Source organism: Bacillus sp. CD3-5 (genome assembly GCF_006349665.1).
GTDB lineage: Bacteria > Bacillota > Bacilli > Bacillales > Bacillaceae_G > Bacillus_A > Bacillus_A paranthracis.
The window spans coordinates 1-20807 of sequence record NZ_VEPX01000028.1 but is presented as its reverse complement, the minus strand read 5'-3'; the positions used below and the strand labels follow the sequence as shown (position 1 = coordinate 20807).

The window sequence follows — 20807 nt, the reverse complement described above, 5'->3', positions numbered from 1 at the left end:
GCATGTATTAGGCACGCCGCCAGCGTTCATCCTGAGCCAGGATCAAACTCTCCAATAAAGTTAGTTTGTCTAGCATCTAAAATAAAAATTGACGTTTCACGTTGTTTGTTTCGTTCAGTTTTCAAAGAACTTGTCTGCCGCTCATTTGCGACTTCCTTATGTTAACATCTTCGTTAGTTAATGTCAACTAAGTTTTTCATTTCGTTTGTCGCTTTCGACGTTAATGTCATCGGCGACTTGTTCTATATTACACCTCTAATCTCTAATCGTCAACATGTTTTTCTAAAAAAGTATAAAAAGGCTTATTTCTTTTAAAATAAACCTTTTTATCATATACCATTCTATTCGTTTATTATTTTTCTATAATTGGTAACGAGACGATAAACTGAATAATACCATCCTCATATTCAGCCCGAATACTACCACCTTGTAATTCAACAATACTTTTCGCAATTGCCAATCCAAGGCCCGATCCTTCTGTTGCCCTACTTCTAGATTGATCTTTCTTATAAAAGCGTTCAAATAAACTCGCTAACTCTTCTCTCGTAAACTCTTCACTATGATTCGCAATTACAATTTGTATATCCCGGCGCTGCCTTTGAAGAGAAACTTTGATTTCCCCATCATCTTTACTATACTTAATCGCGTTCATTAATAGATTATCGAATACACGGACCATCTTTTCCGAATCAATCGCTGCATAGGCACGTTCCTCAGGAAACTTCTTAACGAACGTAAGTCCATGCTCTTCCGCTTGCGGTACTAACTCTTCTATTAATTGCTCGAGCAACTCATTTACACATACTTCTTGTTTTTCTAATACAACTTGTTCATTCGTTAACTTCGTATACTCAAATAAATCTTCTATTAAATTCTTTAACTGCTCCGATTTAGCAAAAGCAATTCTTGTATACTCATCATGTTGTTCTTTATTTTCATATTTAGAATCTCGAAGTAATCGCAAGTAACCCATAATAGAAGTCAGTGGTGTACGTAAATCGTGAGATACATTCGTAATAAGCTCATTCTTTTGCTTCTCTAATCTACGTTCCTTTTCTATATTATTCATAAGCTCTTCCGCCATATTATTAATATTCTCAGTTAAAGACGCAATCTCGTCTTCACCTTTCTTTTCAATACGATACGCTAAGTTTCCTTTTTCGATTTCCTTTACACCTTCTGCCATCGCTTCAATTTGTTTCATCTTTCTCTTTGTTACATAAAAGAAAGAGAAAATGAATACGAGTACACCAATTAAAAATGGGAATGGGCCTTCTACTTTATAATACACTACTTCCCCTTGAGGAATTCCACTCACAAACATATATAAATTCTTACCTTCTATTGTAATAGGTGAGAAAGTAATAAACTCTTTTCTAGATCTTTCAATATCATTATTATTCGAATAATTGATAGCAAACGAAGTTGCATTACGAATTGTATTATGCAAATTAATTTGTTCTTCTTGTGCCTGCTTCGTTTTATACAAAACCTTACCATTTTCATCGGTAACTAATATTTTAAAAGCATCCTGCCCCTGCTCTAAATGTTCATTTTCTAGCTCTATCATACTTTGTACGGCATCTAATTTATTTGCATCAACCATCATTTCCGCAGTACTTTGCGCTTTACGATTAATTTGTTCCATACCATCTCTATAATTAATCTCAGCATGTCGACTAGCATCTTCAAAAACAGGCGCTACTATCTTCGTTGATACAAAGAGACCTAATAACGCACAAGCAGTAAAAGCCGTAATAAGTTGAATCCGCACACTCCGTTTCACACTCTTTACTAGCTTTCCGATTAACTCTCGAAATTTCCTAACATAAGTAAATGGATTAAATATCTTTTTCAATCTTATACCCCACTCCCCATACTGTTTTTATATAAATTGGCTTCCTCGGATTCTCTTCAATCTTTTCACGCACTTTCCGAATATGAACCATTACCGTGTTATCCGACTGGAAAGATCTTTCGTTCCAAACCTTTTCATAAATTTGTTCCGCGCTAAAGACCATACCCGGATTACGGGCTAGTAATTCTAGAATTGAAAATTCCCTCGGGGTCAGTTTCACTTCTTCTCCCTCTACAATAACTTTATGGGTCGAGATGTTGATTTTCATCTCTCCAATTTCTAGCTCGTCCTCATTTTGAATAGAAAAACCATTCATTTTCATATAACGGCGTAACTGAGATTTAATTCTTGCGATTAACTCTAACGGATTAAATGGCTTCGTTACATAATCATCTGCCCCTGTTGTTAACCCTAAAATCTTATCCATATCTTGCGTTTTCGCGGAAAGCATAATAATTGGCATTTCTTTTTCTTCCCTTACTTTCATACACATATGAATGCCGTCTACTTTCGGCATCATAATATCTAATACGACTAGATGTACTTCGTTTTCTTCTAGTAAACGTAATCCTTCTTCGCCGTCCCCTGCTTGCAATACTTTATATCCTTCATTCTTTAAATAGATTGTAATAAGATTCCTAATTTCTTTTTCATCATCTACGACAAGTATCGTTTCATTTGCCACAATATCTCCCCCATCACTTTTTTAACCCCTAACTTCTATTATAGGAAAACTTCTGAAGAAAAACGCTCGGAAATCCTTAAGATTTTCTGAAGACGCAAAAAAGGTCTAGACTCCCCTTAAGTCTAGACCTTTCAAAAACCCCTTTTATTTACGAACGTAGATGAAATATAGTACGAATAAAACTCCCATAACATACATAATTGGATGAATCTCTTTACGTCGACCACTTACTACCATTGTAATTGGATAGAAGATAAACCCGATTGCAATTCCTGTTGCGATACTATACGTAAGTGGCATTGAAATGATAGTAAAGAATGCTGGTACTGCAATTTCGAATTTCTTCCAGTCAATCTCTCCTAAAGACGAAACCATCAAGATTCCTACAATAATTAATGCTGGTGCCGTTACAGCTGGTGTTACAACGCTTAGTAATGGCGAGAAGAATAGTGCCAGTAAGAAGAATCCTGCTGTTACAACTGCTGTAAATCCAGAACGTCCACCCGCTGCTACCCCTGCAGAAGATTCAATATAAGACGTTGTTGTTGATGTACCTAAGATCGCACCAATTACAGTTGCAATTGCATCTGCAAATAATGCTTTTCCTGCACGTGGTAATTTATTGTTCTTCATTAATCCAGCTTGATTCGCAACCGCTACAAGTGTACCTGCTGTATCAAAGAAATCGATAAAGAAGAACGTTATAATAACAATCACCATTTGAACAGTGAAAATATCTCCGAAGTGCGTTAACGCCACACCGAACGTTGGTTCTAGACTCGGTATTGCTCCCACTACAGCTTTCGGAGTATCAATTAATCCTGTTGCTATTCCTAAGATTGCTGTAAGAATCATACCGTAAAATACTGCCCCATTTACTTTCTTAATCATGAAGATAATTGTCGTAACAACTCCGAAGATTGCTAGTAACGTTGTGCCCTTTGTTAAGTCCCCCAACCCAACAAGAACAGCATCATTTTTCACGATAATTCCAGCATTTTGGAATCCAAGGAAAGCAATGAATAATCCGATACCTGCCGCTACTGCAAACTTTAACTCCGATGGAATTGCATTAATAATTTTTTCACGAATACCTGAAGCAGTAAGAATAATAAAGATAATACCTGACATTAACGTTCCAGCAATTGCCGTTTGCCACGGAATACCCATCGTTAACACTGCTGTATAAGCAAAGAACGCGTTAATTCCCATACCTGGCGCTAAAGCAATTGGATACTTCGCGAAAATACCCATAATTAACGAACCAATCGCTGCTGCTAATGCTGTAGCAACGAATACTGCACCTGGATCCATTCCTGTACCTGCCGGTAATCCTTTAACATTTCCAAGTGACAGCGTAGCAGGATTGACAAATAGTACGTAAGCCATAGATAAAAATGTCGTTAAACCTGCTATGAACTCTGTTTTATAATTCGTGCCGAGTTCATCAAACTGAAAATAGCGTTTCATCTTACGTTTCCCCCGTTATATGATTACTCGCCGTAATCTCCTAGCCCTCTTTTATCTATTAAAAATAAAAAAGGCTTCCATTGCATATACATGGAAGCGTTCTATGAATAAAGATAAGATTCCCCTCACCTTTATAAAAACGCCTCGTAGTCAAGCCATTTACGGTAGCTAGGTAGAAACTTTCGGGCCATATCCCCGATATTATACGACGGCATAATATTCACTTTTCGTTTGAATTACATACTCATATTAACTCGACGAAGTAGTTTTGTCAATTTAAAAACGAACATTTTTATAAACATTTATAATTTCGTTCGTATTAACCCTAAAACAAAAAGATCCATCTATACATAAGTAATAGATGGACCTTTTTATAAATACTATTCCCACTCAATAGTTGCTGGTGGCTTACTCGTTACATCATACACGATACGGTTAACGTGTTTTACTTCGTTTACGATACGTACAGAGATTTTCTCTAATACGTCCCAAGGGATACGTGCCCAGTCAGCTGTCATACCGTCGATAGATGTTACTGCACGGATACCTACTGTGTAATCGTACGTACGCTCGTCACCCATAACACCTACGCTACGCATACCAGGAAGCGCAGTGAAGTATTGCCAAATTTCACGATCTAAGCCCGCTTTAATAATTTCTTCACGTAAAATCGCATCAGATTCACGAACGATTTCTAATTTCTCTTCTGTGATTTCACCTAATACACGAATACCAAGACCAGGGCCTGGGAATGGTTGACGCCATACGATTTCATCAGGAATTCCTAGTTCTGATCCTAATACACGTACTTCATCTTTAAATAACGTGTTTAAAGGCTCAATTAATTTGAACTGCATGTCTTCTGGAAGTCCACCAACGTTATGGTGAGATTTAATTGTTTGTGCAGTTGCTGTACCACTTTCAACGATATCTGTGTACAGTGTACCTTGTGCTAAGAAGTCCATTCCTTCTAACTTAGAAGCTTCATCATCAAATACATAAATGAATTCGTTACCGATGATTTTACGTTTTTGTTCTGGATCTTCTACACCTTTTAACTTGTTCATGAAGCGTTCTTTTGCATCCACTTTAATAACGTTCATATGGAAGCCTTCACTAAATGTTTTCATAACACCTTCTGCTTCGCCTTTACGAAGTAAACCGTGGTCTACGAAAATACATGTTAACTGATCGCCGATTGCTTTATGAATTAATACTGCTACAACAGAAGAGTCTACACCGCCGCTAAGTGCGCATAGAACTTTTTTGTCTCCAACAGTTTCACGGATTTTCTCTAATTCTACTTCGATAAAGTTCTCCATGTTCCATCCTTCAGAACAACCACATACGCCGAATACGAAGTTTTTAATTAAATCGTTACCGTGCTCAGAGTGACGTACTTCTGGGTGGAATTGTACACCGTATAAGTTTTTGTCTTCATTGCTCATACCAGCAATTGGACAAGACTCACTTGTTGCATCTACTACGAACCCTTCAGGTAAACCAGTTACTAAGTCACCATGACTCATCCATACAACTTGTTCTTCTGGAAGGTTCGCATATAATTTTGATTCGTTCTCTACTTTCAGAACAGCTTTTCCGTACTCACGGTGGTTTGCACGTTCTACTTTACCACCGAATTTTTGTGTCATAAGCTGCATACCGTAACAAATACCGAAGATCGGTAATCCTAGGTCAAAGATTTTTTCATCACAATGTAATGCACCTTCACCGTATACACTATTCGGTCCACCAGAGAAAATAATCCCTTTTGGATTTATTTCTTTAATTTCTTCTGCAGTAATTGTATGCGGATGAAGTTCACTGTATACACCGAACTCACGAATTCGACGTGCTATTAACTGATTGTATTGACTTCCAAAATCTAAAACGATAATTGTATCGTGTTGCTTCTTCAAAATAATCACCCCAACGTTAGTTCTCGTATATAAATATTTTCACCAATTAGGCGAAAAGCATTACCAATATAATAAAAAAAGCCAGTCCTCCGCCTCTAGTCTCATAACAAAGAAAAGGCAGGGGTCTGGCTTTATAAAGAAAGATAGTCTTCCGCTCTTTATAAATATAAGACACACTGCCTTCATAGTCAGGTTGTTTACGGTAACCCGGTAGAGACTCTCAAACCTTATCTTTGAGGATATATGAAGGAACGTTTTATATTATCTTCCTAGATTCTAACAATGAAGTGTCGGTATGGTCAAGAGAGAAAGCGACAAAATTCTACAGAAATTCATTTCCTTTTCTAAAAAACATAAAAAATAACCTGTAACAATTGGTTGCACACTCCACACCGCGCAAAATGATGTTTTAAATACCTACATCTTTGAAAACATCTCGAACAGTATTTTTCTCTGTTGATATGCGGGAGTAAACTTTAATATTCATCATCCTTATATTCCGTTTTCTCATTTTTTTCTACAGAAATTATTTTTTCTACTGTCCATGACCATTCGTTTTTCTTCTTGTTGAACCTTCTCTTCTTAATATACTCCACCTTGTCATAATTTTGAACTCTGTGTTCCTCAACCAATTTAGGAGCAATATATACATCATTTACAAATGCAAATGGGTTCGTGTATTCTTTGTTAACCTGACCGATTTCAGTTTGAATAAAATTAGATATAAATGCTTTATCACCTGATACTATCTTATAAATTTTAAATAAATTCGTTCTCTTTTTATCTGCAAACATCCTTACTTTCAAAGCTTCATCGGTTATCCATTTGTGAGTCTCTTTAATGGAATCCATGTAAAAATATCCTTCTTTTATATTTGAACGATAGCTATTTCCTAAGTATGCAAAATTAATTACACCTTTCTCTTTGTTAATGTATGTAACAAAAATATCAGTAAACGGAAGTGTTCGATACAGAATTTCTTCTGCTTTATCAGCATATCCTTTTAAGACATCTCTACTTTCAGCCGAATTCGCTTCAATATACCAACTTTCGTTTTTCCATTCTGCAAGTTTCCGAGGTATCTTACCCCATTTCTTCATTCGAGTAGAAATAATTTCATCCAACTCAAATTTTGCATTTGAAAACATTTCTTTCTCCAGAAGGATAGGGATGATTTTTTCCTGTAATCCAACAATCATATCTGGTCTTGACTTACACAGTAATCCTGCACATAAACAATTGAACTTTTCATCATCACTCAAGAGTTCACTAATTAAATCCCAAACCCAAAACTCCTTACTTTTAGTTCTTGCAAACGAGGTAACTGTTTCTAGTGCTTCTTCATCTCTTTTCACTTTCATCAATAATTTCGCTTTATAGTACGGTAGCCATTCAAAAGTAGGATTATTTCGCATTTGAGAATTCAGTACATCGATAAATGAATTTAATCTTTGTTCCGTTGCAATAAAAATATCCAATGCTAGCAGTTTCTTTGCATGGAAATTCAGCATAACTTCTGCCAATGGCCTAACTTCTACATTTTCGCCTTTATCATTAGTAAAATTAGTCTTTTGAAAATCCACACTATCAAACCAATCGAATCCAATAGTATCCATAAACATAAGATAATTGGTATCGTTTAATTTGCTACGAACGTCTTTAATTAGTAAACGTGATGCTGAAGTTTCACCATTAACATAACGTCCTCTCTTCTCAATAAACCTCGCTCCATTCCCACAAAATCTCAACAACTGTGGAAGAACTCTATTAGCAAACAGCTCCCCTTGCATCACAACCCGTCGAATTGACCACAAGATTGAATTTACTAACGTTTTCTTGAACTCGTTTGCAGTAAAACCACCGAAAAGATTGCTCTCAAAAGATATAACTGCATTATCATTAAAAACCGCTAAATTGTTAATATAATTGTCAATGTTCCCTTCAGATGCCTTCAAAAAATCATACATTATCCACCCGAAAGTGATTACTGCATCTTCATCATCATTATTTGCTTGAAGATACGGAAGGATTACGTTGAATGCCTCTTGTTGTTTTCCAATTTTCCTTAGTCTCTTTGCTTCAGCAATCGGATCTCGATCCAGTTTCCCACCGTTCCGACGAACCTTCTCAAATAATTTCTTTAACTCGGTTAATATTTCATTTAATTCTGAGTCTTCTTTTGTAAGTTTTAATTGCTGTACAAAATAATTTTGGTTGATACGATTATATCCGAAATCTTGTAACAATGAGAATTTCACATAGTATTTGGTGCAAATTCGATACAAATCATCATTGTAATTTTTGGTTGTGTACATTTTTTGCTCCCCTTTAGTCAAGAACATAGATTTCTTTTATCAATCTAACAATTTCTGAGAAAAGTTCCTTACTTCCTTCAATATAATTAAATTTAGAAATCATTCCATCACCGTTATACCAAAGTTCGATTTCTACATCATTTTTTTGATTAGAAAAACTTAATATCAAATTCCATTCATGATAGCCCAAAAGCTGCATTTGAATATCATACCCCTCTAAAATAGAGGAGAAATCTTCCAAACACGACTTCACAATTCCTATTTCACTTGGAATATCCTTTGAAGTTGGTTTCAATAGTCGCAATATAATTCCAAAATCCTCTTTTTCCCCTGACTTCAATCTAGGAATCTTCATTTCTCCTTTCCCATTATAGTCGAAGAACAATTCAATTTTTCGATCATTCATCTCCAAAGTGACGATTTCTAAATAATTTTTCGGATTTATATTTGAGATGTTTGCCAAACCTGACAGCTGGTTTTCCAAATAGGATTGCAACTGTTCAGTAGAAGTTTGTTCCCCGTTTGAGAGCGATAAAATGATGCTACTTTTATTTGGATTTTTCACGAATGATGACTCTCTAAATTCCGTCTTCAAAAAAGGAGAGATTGGTTTCCAATTTATCAGTTGAACATTACTTAATCCGCTTGATATCCCCGTATAGAGCCATTTGAAATATTCCTTATTCGTTCTACCTCGATTTTCTTCTTGATTTGTATTAAAAAACACAGTTTCAAAAAAATAAGCCATTGCTTTATTCACTGTCATTGCCCAACCAAATTTCACTTTCGATGCATTTAAAATCTTAAAATATTCGCTCGTTGGTGCTTTTAATTTTTTCAGCACTCGGTCTCTATATGTTTTTTCAAAACGAGTCAACTTCCGTTTGTCTTTAGAATCCCTATAAAAGTTTTTCCCATCTTTTTTGGTTACAATATATTGGTGAGGATGTTTTAACATTTCTTGATATTCCGAACTCCCTTCAAAAGGTTCGTTATCTAAAATATCCTTTTCATAGCTCGATAAAACAATTTGATACGCAATAATCTCATTTTTATCCAATTCACTCTTTGTAGCTTTCAAGTAATTATCGAATACAAGAGTTTCAATGATACTTTCATCTTGAAGCTTTATTTGACAAGGGATAAATCGCAATATTATATTTTCTCCTTTTACCTCCACAATTTTTTCAATTATATTGTCATTATCCACATTGATGACTTCGCCAAAATAACCGTTGTCCACTCTTTTAGGTTCAACAAAAGAAAAAGGTTGTTCCATATTATCAAATGGCGAGAAATCATTTCGCACCAATTCGGGTCCATAAGCTTGAATTGTTGTATTAAAGACAACGTAATCCTTAACTCCTATTTCTCTACCATTTTTAATGAGATGCTTCTTTACCCAAATATTCACTTGATTTGCTTGTTTATTGGTAAAAACAAGAATTTTACTACTGTTTGGATTCAAATAAGCTTCCTTCAACACTTTTGTTTGGTCTTCCTTTTCGCAAAATACAATCTCATCTTTAGAATATACATATAAATTATTGTATTGGTTTGTCCGTATATTCTTCGCAATCTTATTACATACTTTAATGATTTCAGATTCTCCTTCATTATCTGGCAACTCTGCAGTCCCTATTTCTGAAAGAATATTTTTACTATCAAGAAGTTTTGCCAAGTATTCTGGATTAAGTGCATTTTCAATTTTCGACCCATAACTCAGCTTATTTTTGTCTCCAATGAAAATAACCTTTCTCTCGGGATGTGCCTCCAAATCGATATACTTTAAGATATCATCTAATAAATACCCTGAACCAAATTGTAGCAAGTCAGAATCAAAATCCGAATTAGTAATAAGCTGACTATCATCGATAATATACAAAGCTTTATCTTGATCGTGGATTTCATCATGTTCTTTTATAGGAATATTCTTTTTGTAAAATTCATCTATTGTTTCACCCCTGAAATCAAATACCGAATTAAATAATGAATCTACTTCTTCTAGTTCTGGATTACTCTTCAGCATCTTCCTTCTCAATCGATTAGAGTACGCAAACACAGGGACATCCGTAAACTCTAAATCGAAAGCCAATTCTCGAATGTCAGGAATTAACGCAGTCTTACCACTTCTTGTATTACCTGTTAGGATCATAATTTTGCTATCAGATATTAGAAATTCACGAATTTGCTGCAGACTATCGCTATTTTCAGTTCGTTCTTCAACAAGCTTTTTATGTAACTCCGATTCAAATTGAATATCAGACTCGTATTCATCCGCAACAAACAAAGTCTCTGTAAAAGTTTGTCTTCCCTTTTTCGATAAATAATTCATATCCCTATCAACTATGACATCAATGATGTCGACAATTTTATTAAGATAGTTGTTTGAATCAACAATTGAGAAACTGATTTGGAACTGTCTAGGAATACTACCCATCATTTCTACTTTATCGTGAAAACAGACTACAGTTGATATAGACTTGCGTTCAAAATCGTGTAAACGATATTGAAGTTCATCGATCAGCTTCACCCGTTGCTTGCCAAGTTGACTAAATGGATTCGGAGAGCTTCCCCCTTTAACAGTTATCTCACCATTTAACGTCCATCTACCAAATCTAAAATTTTCTTCAGATGGAAGCTCTAATGTTCCGCTATAATTTTTAAAATCAATAATAATAATTTGATTTTCAGTAACCAACAAGCAGTCAATTTGCAAATCTTCTCGTGTAATACACTCTGGCGTTCCAAGTAAAATACCATCCCAATTTCTTTGTTCAAAAACTTGCGATAACTCTACCGATATTTTTCTAAAAAATTCGTTTTCATACGATTTTGAAGACTTGCCTTTGCGAACCTCTAGCATATCACTTTGCCCCCTGTACAGTTTCATCTCTATAAATTATATCATTACAGTTTAATATATCATTAATCATCCTTAACCTTACATATAAAACCACCGTACCCACGAGAGCATTATCCTTTTCTCTTAAAATTGCTGGAGCCTGTGTCTCACTCGAATAAATCATGGATCGGGTTGGACATTTCGATGATCGAATTACGAAGAGTATTTATCTCCCTGTAACCTAAGAAATCAAAAAAGAAGCTTCCCACAAGTTTATTCAACTCATGAGAAGCCTCCGTTAAAAACTTCATCTTACATAAACCTCAATGATATCAAAGGGTGAGACGGCTTATTACATCATTCCGCCCATACCGCCCATGCCCATGCCGCCCATGTCAGGCATTGCTGGTGCATTTGGTTCTGGTTTGTCAGCTACTACAGCTTCAGTTGTTAAGAACATAGCTGCAACAGATGCTGCGTTTTGAAGTGCAGAGCGAGTTACTTTAGCTGGATCTACGATACCAGTTTCAAGCATGTTAACCCACTCGCCAGTAGCTGCGTTGAAACCAACGCCTACTTTTTCGCCTTTTAGGCGCTCTACAACTACAGATCCTTCTAGACCAGCGTTGATTGCGATTTGGCGAACTGGCTCTTCTAGTGCGCGAAGTACGATGTTGATACCTGTTGCTTCGTCGCCTTCAGCTACGATAGAAGCTACTTTCGTGTATACGTTCATAAGTGAAGTACCACCACCTGCAACGATACCTTCTTCTACTGCTGCACGAGTTGAGTTAAGTGCATCTTCAATGCGAAGTTTGCGCTCTTTCAACTCAGTTTCAGTTGCTGCACCTACTTTAATTACTGCTACGCCACCTGCAAGTTTTGCAAGACGTTCTTGTAATTTTTCACGATCGAATTCAGAAGTTGTTTCTTCTAATTGCGCACGGATTTGACCGATGCGAGCTTCGATTTGTTCTGTGCTTCCTACACCTTCAACTACAGTTGTGTTTTCTTTCGTTACAACAACTTTACCAGCGCGTCCTAAAGATTCAACTGTAGCAGATTTTAAGTCACGGCCTAATTCTTCAGTGATTACTTCGCCACCAGTTAAGATTGCGATATCTTCTAGCATTGCTTTACGACGGTCACCAAATCCAGGAGCTTTAACAGCTACTACATTGAATGTACCACGAAGTTTATTCACTACTAATGTAGCTAACGCTTCGCCTTCTACATCTTCAGCAATGATAAGAAGCGGTTTACCTTGTTGTACCACTTGCTCTAATACTGGTAAGATTTCTTGAATGTTAGAAATCTTTTTGTCAGTGATTAAGATATATGGGTTATCAAGAACTGCTTCCATTTTGTCAGAATCAGTAATCATGTAAGGAGATGCATATCCACGATCAAATTGCATACCTTCTACTACGTCTAATTCTGTTGTAAAACCTTTAGATTCTTCTAAAGTAATAACGCCGTCGTTACCAACGCGCTCCATTGCTTCAGCGATTAATTGACCTACTTCTTCGTCAGCAGCAGAAATAGCAGCTACTTGTGCGATAGAAGATTTACCTTCGATTGGTTTAGAAATCGTTTTTAATTCTTCTACTGCAGCAACTACAGCTTTTTCGATACCTTTACGAAGACCCATTGGGTTCGCACCAGCTGTTACGTTTTTAAGACCTTCACGAATCATAGCTTGTGCTAATACAGTTGCAGTTGTTGTTCCGTCACCAGCTACATCATTTGTTTTGCTAGCAACTTCTGCTACTAATTTCGCACCCATGTTTTCGAATGCATCTTCTAATTCAATTTCTTTTGCAATTGTTACACCGTCATTTGTAATAAGTGGTGAACCGAATTTTTTCTCAAGAACAACGTTACGACCTTTTGGTCCAAGCGTTACTTTTACTGCATTTGCAAGAGTGTCGACACCGCGAAGCATCGAACGACGTGCTTCTTCACTAAATTTAATATCTTTTGCCATAATAATTGACCCCCTTGGATTTTTTAAGATTTATATAATTAACCGATAACTGCTAAAATGTCACTTTCACGTAAAATCAAGTAGTCTGTACCTTCATATTTCACTTCAGTACCTGCATATTTTGAGAAGATGATAAGATCACCTGCTGCTACCTCTAAAGCAACACGCTCACCATTTTCAAGCACTCGACCAGTACCTACTGCAATAACTTTACCCTCTTGTGGTTTTTCTTTTGCTGTGTCTGGTAATACAATACCACTTGCTGTTTTTTCTTCCGCTTGAACAAGCTCAATTACAACGCGATCACCTAATGGCTTTAGCATGAACAATAACCTCCTCATTTTGTTATGTAAATTTTATTTATTAGCACTCAAGTCACCCGAGTGCTAACACACTTATAATAATAAATAATCTCAATTTCTTTTGCAAGTAAAAAAATCATAATTTTTTCGCAAATTACGCTATAAATTTTTCTATATAGAGTTCCTCTTCTTCTACCTTTACTATATGAATCGTTGTTTCCACTACTCGTATGTTACAATATGAAAGGACACCCTAAGTTGTTTTCGCTACACACACAACTTTCTCCTGTCTTCTATTATAATTTCAAATAAGGATTTACAAAAAAAACATAATTTAAGTAAGGTTTATATCGTAGGTAGCATATTTACATGTTATCCTACCTTATCTCATACACTAGAGTTAGAAAGGATGGTTAAACCATTTGAAAAAACAATATTGGTGGGTTATCGTTACATACATTTTAATGCAGTTATCATCAATTGCTGGATTACCACTTCTCCTGAAAACTGGACTTTATGATAACAAGGGATTCACTAGAGAAGAGAAATTTCAACTCATAACTGGTCACTGGGCAATCATTAGCTTCTTTATTGCATTATGTATCGTACTTTGGTTACTTAGAACAGATATTCGCGACAGACATTTAGATACAAAGCGTTCTACTGTTCCAGCTACGATTGGTTGGATTTTTATCGGGTTCTTCTTAGCATTTTTCTCGCAAAGTATTGCTGGTATGATCGAAATGTATGTATTAGGTATTAAACCTGGATCTGAAAATACAGCGAGACTTATGGATATCGCAAGAACGACACCTTGGTTCCTTATCGTCATCTCTATAATAGGACCTATTTTGGAAGAAATCGTATTTAGAAAAATTTTATTTGGTACACTTTATAAGAAGTTTAACTTCTTTATTGCCGCTATCATTAGTTCCCTTGTATTTGCGGCAATTCATTTTGATTTTACTCACTTATTGGTATACACTGCTATGGGTCTCGTATTCGCCTTCTTATATGTAAAAACGAAGCGTATTATCGTTCCAATTGCAGCTCATGTTGCAATGAATACATTAGTTGCAGTTGCCCAAGTTTTAGTGAGTAACGAACAAATTCAAGAAATGATTAAAGAAGCTGAAAAAATGCAAGGCTTTATCGGAGGATTTTTAGTATGAGAAACTCACCATTGTTCATGGCTGTATTGTACTTCCTTCTAGGATGTATCTTTACACATCTAGCCATCAGGAATGTCACAGATACAATCTGGAATATGTGGACAATACTATTTGCAGTTATGGCAACGATTGATTTTAATTTGGCACTTCGCCTCATCTTAGTTAAATTCACAAAGAAAAAACAATAATAAAACGCAGAGGTCGCTTCCTCTGCGTTTTATTGTGGATAATTCTTCAAAAAGTAAACTAATGTTTGTAACTCTACTGCTAAATCAATATGATGAATTCTTATATTGTCTGACACATTTAAGCGCGCTGGTGTGAAATTCAAAATACCATGCACGTTTGTTTCTGCCAATCTATCAGCTACAGATTGTGCTACTGTAGCGGGTACTGTTAATATTGCCACTTGTATATCAGATGATAAACGTTCTTCTAATTCATCTAAGTGATATACAGGAATGCCTCCGATTTCTGTTCCAACTTTCTCTTCACTAATATCAAACGCCATTTCAATTTTTGTATTATTGTTTTTCGTGAAATTATAATGTAAGAAAGCGGTCCCTAAATTACCTACTCCAATAAGCGCTACACGTGTTATATCATCTTGGTCGAGTGTTTCACGGAAAAATGATAATAAATAATTTACGTTATATCCATATCCTTTTTTTCCTAATGCTCCAAAGTATGAGAAATCTCTTCGAATCGTTGCGGAATCAACCTTTACCGCTTCACTTAATTCGGCTGATGAAACACGTTGCTTACCAGACAAAGATAAGTTTTGGATAAATCGATAGTATAGAGGCAATCTCTTAGCAGTGGCTTGTGGAATTTTCTGCTGCTCCATATAACCTCTCCTCTCTTCCTATCTTTATTCATATGCTTTAATCAAATACAGAAGTTTAGCACTTATTAAATTCCTTGTATAATAGAAAGAAGAAGTATTCTCTCTGTATTTTAAACTATACACTATTTTTAGTATGATTGAGAAATATAAACATGGCAAAGTTAAGAAATTATTTGAGGTGAAAACATTGATTTTATTACAAGTAAACGCGCTTTCGAAATTATACGGTGCAGAAACAATTCTTTCAAATATAAAATTAGAAGTTCAAACGAAAGATCGTATCGCATTAGTCGGACGAAATGGCGCTGGAAAATCTACATTATTAAAAATAATAGCGGGTGAGCTATCTCATGATGGTGGAGAAATTATAAAACCGAAAGATGTCTCAATTGGATATTTAGCTCAAAATACCGGTTTAGAAACATCTTTAACAATTTGGGATGAAATGCTAACCGTCTTTACACACTTGCAGCAAATGGAGACAAAACTTCGAAGGCTAGAGCAAGAGATGGGAAAAGAAGAAAACTTTTCAAACGAGGCTATATATGAAAGATTATTAGCTGATTATGACCAATTACAATTAGATTATAAAGATCAAGGTGGCTATCAGTACGAAGCAGATATCCGTTCGATTTTAAGCGGTCTTGGCTTCCCCGTTGAAACGCACCAGACGACGATTTCGACATTAAGCGGTGGACAAAAAACACGATTAGCTCTCGGTAAATTATTATTAACGAAACCAGACTTACTTATTTTGGACGAGCCTACAAACCATTTAGATATCGAAACATTAACATGGCTTGAACAATATTTACAAGGTTATCCTGGCGCAATATTAATCGTTTCCCATGACCGTTATTTCTTAGATAAACTTGTTACACAAGTATATGAAATTTCGAATAAAGAAAGTAGACGATTTGTTGGTAACTACAGTAAATATTTAGACTTAAAATCAGCACTATACGAGCAAGAAATGAAACGTTATGAAAAACAACAAGATGAAATCGCTAAGCTAGAGGACTTCGTCCAAAAAAATATAGCTCGTGCATCTACGACAAAACGTGCGCAAAGCCGTCGTAAACAATTAGACCGTATGGAATTATTAACAAGACCATTAGGTGACTCTAAGTCAGCTTCCTTCCACTTCGATATTGAAAAACAAAGCGGAAATGATGTGTTACAAGTAAAGGATGCAACTATCGGCTATGATAAGGATCCAATTATTGAACATGTAACAATGCGCTTAACACGCGGAGATAGTGTTGCTTTAGTTGGTCCAAATGGAATTGGGAAATCCACATTATTAAAATCCATTGTGAATAAGTTACCACTATTACATGGTGAGGTTTCTTTCGGATCTAATGTCTCTGTTGGTTATTATGATCAGGAACAAGCTAATTTAACATCTTCTAAGCGCGTTTTAAATGAGCTATGGGATGAATATCCACTACAACCTGAAAAAGAAATTCGCACGATACTAGGTAACTTCTTATTCACAGGAGATGATGTACTAAAGCCCGTCTCTTCTCTTAGTGGTGGACAAAAGGCTCGGTTAGCTCTTGCAAAACTTATGATGCAAAAATCGAATTTATTAATTCTCGATGAGCCTACAAACCATCTTGATTTAAATAGTAAAGAAATCCTAGAGAATGCTTTAATCGATTATCCTGGTACTCTTCTATTTGTCTCACATGACCGCTATTTTATTAATCGTGTAACAACGACTGTGGTTGAGTTATCAACAGAAGGTGCACAGGAATATTTAGGGGATTACGATTACTACGTTGAAAAGAAAAATGAAATGATTGAACGTGCAGAACTTGAACAGCAAGAACAGCAAGAAAATCAGGCACCTGTTCAAAAAACTGTAGCTCCAGAAAAATTAAATTATCTCGAAGAAAAAGAGCGCAAAAAGTTAGAGCGTCAACGTACTCGAAAAATCGAGGAACTAGAACAAAATATTGTACAATTTGAAGAAGAAATTGCTACGTTAGAAGATCAACTTTGCTTACCAGAAATATATGCAGATTATGAAAAGGCTAGTGAAATTACAACGAAAAAGCAAACACTACAAGAACAACTTGATGCTTGTATGGCAGAATGGGAAGAATTGCATTTATAAGAGTATAAATAAGAAGGATGTCTCATCAGTCGGGATTTTTGACGATGAGACATCCTTCTTATCTTCTAGCCATGGTCAACCTCTATTGCATAAACGATTCGACACGAGGTATCGATTTTCCGACAAGGTTTGACAATATTGGCCTCCCTTATAATAAGGGCATATTTCAAAATGTTTTTTAGAGATACCTTCTTCGTTTTTATTTCCCGAAAAAGGATAGATTCAAAGGTCAGACTTTATCTGTTTTATCCACAAGTTTATACACATATCCACCTTTATAAAATAAACATCTAAATAACTTTTCCACATTATCCACAATCAACAAAAAAGTTATCAACATTTTATATACACAATAAAACCCATATTATCAACAGATAATATGGGTTTTATCCACAAGCTGTGGTTAATTTTGTGCATAACTACGCTTCAATATCTAATCCTGGATTTGCATTTAAAGCTAATGTAGCACGTTTTCCTTGTTCATATGCAATTGTACCTGCCGCCGCAATCATAGCTGCATTATCTGTACATAAAGATAGAGGAGGAATAATTAGCTCTACATTTTCTTTTTGTGCAAATTCTGCTTCTAAACGTGCACGCAGTCCTTTATTCGCAGCTACTCCACCAGCAAGAAGCACTTGCTTTACGTTATAAGCATCCGCTGCACGAGATGCTTTCGTTACTAATACGTCAATTACACTCTCTTGGAAACTTGCTGCTAAATCTTCCGGTGCAATTTCTATCCCGCGTTGTTTTGCGTTATGCACAGTGTTGATAACTGCTGATTTCAATCCGCTAAAACTGAAATCATACGAATCCGGTTCTAGCCATGCACGAGGTAAATCAATTGTTGGTTCTCCTTCATGTGCAAGTCGATCAATATGAGGACCACCTGGATATGGCATAGATAACGTACGAGCTACTTTATCATATGCCTCTCCTGCTGCATCATCTCGCGTTTCACCAATTACTTCAAATGAACCATGTTCTTTCATATAAACAAGCTCTGTATGTCCACCAGAGACAACAAGTGATAGTAATGGGAATTGAACTTCTTTTACTAAGCGGTTCGCATAAATGTGGCCAGCGATATGATGAACACCAACTAGAGGGATATCATGTGCAAATGCCACTGCTTTCGCTGCGTTCACCCCTATTAGAAGCGCTCCTACTAAACCAGGTCCTTCTGTGACAGCAATTGCATCAATATCATCAAATGTGATATTCGCTTCTTTTAAAGCTTCTTCTAATACAACTGTAATTTCTTCTACATGATGACGGGACGCAATCTCTGGTACAACTCCGCCAAAACGTTTATGACTTTCAATTTGTGATGCAACAACATTCGCAATAATTTCCGTTCCATTTTTAACAACCGCTACTGCTGTTTCATCACAACTTGTTTCAATACCAAGTATAATCGTATTTTTTTCCATTATATATTCACCCACATTACGAGACCATCTTCCTGATTGTCTGCATAGTATCGTTTACGAATTCCACCATTTTGAAATCCGTATTTTCTGTATAACTGTTTTGCTACTTCATTTGATACACGTACTTCAAGTGTCATCGTTTTTACACCTAGAGTTTTCGCCTCGGAAATAACTTCTTTTAATAAAGCATCTCCTAGCTTTTGACCTCTGTATTCTGGCAAAATAGCTATATTTGTTATATGTGATTCATCAATAATTATCCACAATCCACAATACCCAATTACACGACCATCTTTTTCTAGCACAACATAATGTGCATGTTCATTCATCGTTAACTCACGGTGAAAGGCATCTGCAGTCCAAGGAGTTGAAAAAGATGCTTCTTCAATGGCTACAATTTGAGCAATATCATCAAGTTCCATCTTTCTAAATATCATATCCATCCTCTGCAAGCTCCTACTTGTTTTGACTTTCTAACCACTTTGTTTCAGCTTCAGCTAAACGAAGGTAACTAGGAACAAATGAATGTACATCTTGTTCTTCTTTTTGTAATCCTAAGAACGCTAGCTCACTTGGTCTTGGGTTATTTTTAGTGAAAGGAGCAAAGACAGCTTGATCGCCTAAATGTTCGATAATTGTTTCTTTGTGTAGTTTCACATCGTTACCAATAAATAAAACAGGCTTTCCTTTACCTTTTAACATTTGCAACCAGTCTACAATAAGGATGATTCGGTCTTCCTCTATAGAAGTTAAATCCTCTCCTTCATATGTATATAAGCCAGTATAAATTTGTCCACGTCTTCCATCGAATAAAGGACAGATTAATCCATCAAAATTAGCTCCGTTTGCAGCCACTACTGCTAAACTTGATACACCTACAATTGGTATTTGAAGTGACCAAGCTAATGTTTTTGCAGCTGTCACACCTATACGAACACCTGTATATGATCCTGGTCCAGCAGCTACAACTATTTTAGTTAATTCTTTTGGTTTTACACCGCATTCTTTTAACAGTTGTTCTACAGCTGGCATAAGACGCACAGAATGATTTTTTGTTAAATTTGTAATGATTTCCCCAATTACGTTTCCTTCTTCAATAAGGGATACACCCATTACGTAATTTGAAGTATCAATTGCTAGTACTTTCATCTTGTAATAGCTCCTCACATAATCTAATATAGCGATCTCCAATCGGCTCGAGTACAATGTTTCTTGTGTCATCTCCAGCATGGAATAAACTAATTTGTAGCTTCTCATTTGGTAAATATGCTTCTATTAAATGAGCCCATTCTACTACCGTAATTCCTTCACCATAGAAATACTCATCAAAACCTAAGTCTTCTTCACTTTCTGCTAAGCGATACACGTCCATATGATATAGCGGTAATCTCCCTTTATATTCTTTAATAATATTAAAGGTAGGGCTATTTACAACTCTTTTCACTCCAAGACCTTTTGCTAGTCCCTTTGTAAAAGTCGTCTTACCAGCCCCTAGATCTCCTTCTAAAATAATTACATCTTGTGCCTGAGCAAGTTCACCAAGTTTTTCTGATAATCTTTGTGTTTCCTCAGATGATTTTGTTGTTATTTCATATTTACTCACAGACTTCACCTACTTTACTCACAATGTTCTCTGCTCTTTATTATACAGGTTTTGAATATATAAAAAAGTCCTTAGGAGTTTTCCTAAGGATAGTTTGACTGTCTTTATTAGTTTTTTGTTAAAACAAATAAAAAAATACGAAACAACATGTTTCGTTCTTTTCTTTATATAAAATGGCGGTCCCGACCGGGGTCGAACCGGCGATCTCCTGCGTGACAGGCAGGCATGTTAACCACTACACCACGG

The 20807-nt window shown here is 35.9% G+C and carries 16 protein-coding genes and 2 riboswitches; of the genes, 3 read left to right on the top strand and 13 right to left on the bottom strand.

The window, feature by feature from the left end; genetic code table 11:
* Positions 1-352: 352 nt before the first annotated feature.
* From FH036_RS26615 to groES, 8 genes are all read right to left on the bottom strand, one after another.
* Positions 353-1858 carry a HAMP domain-containing sensor histidine kinase gene (locus FH036_RS26615; protein WP_000719234.1) on the bottom strand — a complete coding sequence of 502 codons (1506 nt, stop codon included), beginning with the start codon at positions 1856-1858 and terminating at the stop codon, positions 353-355.
* Positions 1842-2543 (bottom strand): response regulator transcription factor, encoded by a 702-nt coding sequence (locus tag FH036_RS26610; protein ID WP_001262953.1) that lies wholly within the window; start codon positions 2541-2543, stop codon positions 1842-1844. Before FH036_RS26610 ends, FH036_RS26615 begins: the two co-directional genes overlap by 17 nt.
* A gap of 144 nt (positions 2544-2687) precedes the next feature.
* On the bottom strand, positions 2688-4013 hold the full coding sequence (locus tag FH036_RS26605) for an NCS2 family permease (RefSeq protein WP_000833084.1): 1326 nt from the start codon (positions 4011-4013) through the stop codon (positions 2688-2690).
* Between the two features lie 127 nt (positions 4014-4140).
* Positions 4141-4242: riboswitch (purine riboswitch) on the bottom strand.
* 151 nt (positions 4243-4393) lie between these two features.
* The gene (guaA, locus tag FH036_RS26600) at positions 4394-5932 is read right to left on the bottom strand and encodes a glutamine-hydrolyzing GMP synthase (RefSeq protein ID WP_000743928.1); all 1539 of its coding nucleotides are present in this window, start codon (positions 5930-5932) and stop codon (positions 4394-4396) included.
* A gap of 165 nt (positions 5933-6097) precedes the next feature.
* Positions 6098-6199, bottom strand: a riboswitch (purine riboswitch).
* 209 nt (positions 6200-6408) lie between these two features.
* Positions 6409-8247, bottom strand: coding sequence for a DUF7017 domain-containing protein (locus FH036_RS26595; RefSeq protein WP_138322546.1), 1839 nt, complete (start codon positions 8245-8247; stop codon positions 6409-6411).
* 13 nt (positions 8248-8260) lie between these two features.
* Positions 8261-11113 carry a nuclease-related domain-containing protein gene (locus FH036_RS26590; protein ID WP_167495113.1) on the bottom strand — a complete coding sequence of 951 codons (2853 nt, stop codon included), beginning with the start codon at positions 11111-11113 and terminating at the stop codon, positions 8261-8263.
* Positions 11114-11444: 331 nt separating this feature from the next.
* Positions 11445-13079 (bottom strand): chaperonin GroEL, encoded by a 1635-nt coding sequence (groL, locus tag FH036_RS26585; RefSeq protein ID WP_001029999.1) that lies wholly within the window; start codon positions 13077-13079, stop codon positions 11445-11447.
* 38 nt (positions 13080-13117) lie between these two features.
* A complete protein-coding gene (gene groES / locus FH036_RS26580) occupies positions 13118-13402 on the bottom strand; it encodes a co-chaperone GroES (RefSeq protein WP_000917306.1) in 285 nt (94 codons plus the stop codon).
* A gap of 401 nt (positions 13403-13803) precedes the next feature.
* Here groES and FH036_RS26575 point away from each other — a divergent pair, with 401 nt between their 5' ends.
* Together FH036_RS26575 and FH036_RS26570 are read left to right on the top strand one after the other, a co-directional pair.
* Entirely contained in the window at positions 13804-14553 is a 750-nt protein-coding gene (locus tag FH036_RS26575) for a CPBP family intramembrane glutamic endopeptidase (protein WP_138322548.1), read from the top strand.
* Entirely contained in the window at positions 14550-14741 is a 192-nt protein-coding gene (locus FH036_RS26570) for a YdiK family protein (RefSeq protein WP_001246209.1), read from the top strand. The genes FH036_RS26575 and FH036_RS26570 overlap by 4 nt, the downstream gene beginning before the upstream one ends.
* Positions 14742-14770: 29 nt before the next feature.
* On the opposite strand, the gene FH036_RS26565 is transcribed toward FH036_RS26570, so the two are convergent.
* Positions 14771-15400, bottom strand: coding sequence for a redox-sensing transcriptional repressor Rex (locus tag FH036_RS26565; protein WP_000437698.1), 630 nt, complete (start codon positions 15398-15400; stop codon positions 14771-14773).
* Between the two features lie 187 nt (positions 15401-15587).
* Between FH036_RS26565 and FH036_RS26560 the strand changes: the two genes are divergently transcribed.
* Positions 15588-17522, top strand: coding sequence for an ABC-F family ATP-binding cassette domain-containing protein (locus FH036_RS26560; protein WP_000602164.1), 1935 nt, complete (start codon positions 15588-15590; stop codon positions 17520-17522).
* A gap of 419 nt (positions 17523-17941) precedes the next feature.
* Here the strand turns inward: FH036_RS26560 and tsaD are convergent, their stop codons facing one another.
* From tsaD to tsaE, 4 genes are read right to left on the bottom strand one after another with little or no spacing between them, the layout of a single operon-like run.
* A complete protein-coding gene (tsaD, locus tag FH036_RS26555; RefSeq protein ID WP_000414588.1) occupies positions 17942-18958 on the bottom strand; it encodes a tRNA (adenosine(37)-N6)-threonylcarbamoyltransferase complex transferase subunit TsaD in 1017 nt (338 codons plus the stop codon).
* Positions 18958-19401 (bottom strand): ribosomal protein S18-alanine N-acetyltransferase, encoded by a 444-nt coding sequence (gene rimI / locus FH036_RS26550; RefSeq protein WP_000367197.1) that lies wholly within the window; start codon positions 19399-19401, stop codon positions 18958-18960. The genes tsaD and rimI overlap by 1 nt, the downstream gene beginning before the upstream one ends.
* Positions 19402-19414: 13 nt before the next feature.
* Positions 19415-20107 (bottom strand): tRNA (adenosine(37)-N6)-threonylcarbamoyltransferase complex dimerization subunit type 1 TsaB, encoded by a 693-nt coding sequence (gene tsaB, locus FH036_RS26545; protein WP_139896423.1) that lies wholly within the window; start codon positions 20105-20107, stop codon positions 19415-19417.
* On the bottom strand, positions 20088-20561 hold the full coding sequence (gene tsaE / locus FH036_RS26540) for a tRNA (adenosine(37)-N6)-threonylcarbamoyltransferase complex ATPase subunit type 1 TsaE (protein WP_000049631.1): 474 nt from the start codon (positions 20559-20561) through the stop codon (positions 20088-20090). The genes tsaB and tsaE overlap by 20 nt, the downstream gene beginning before the upstream one ends.
* Between the last annotated feature and the right edge of the window lie 246 nt (positions 20562-20807).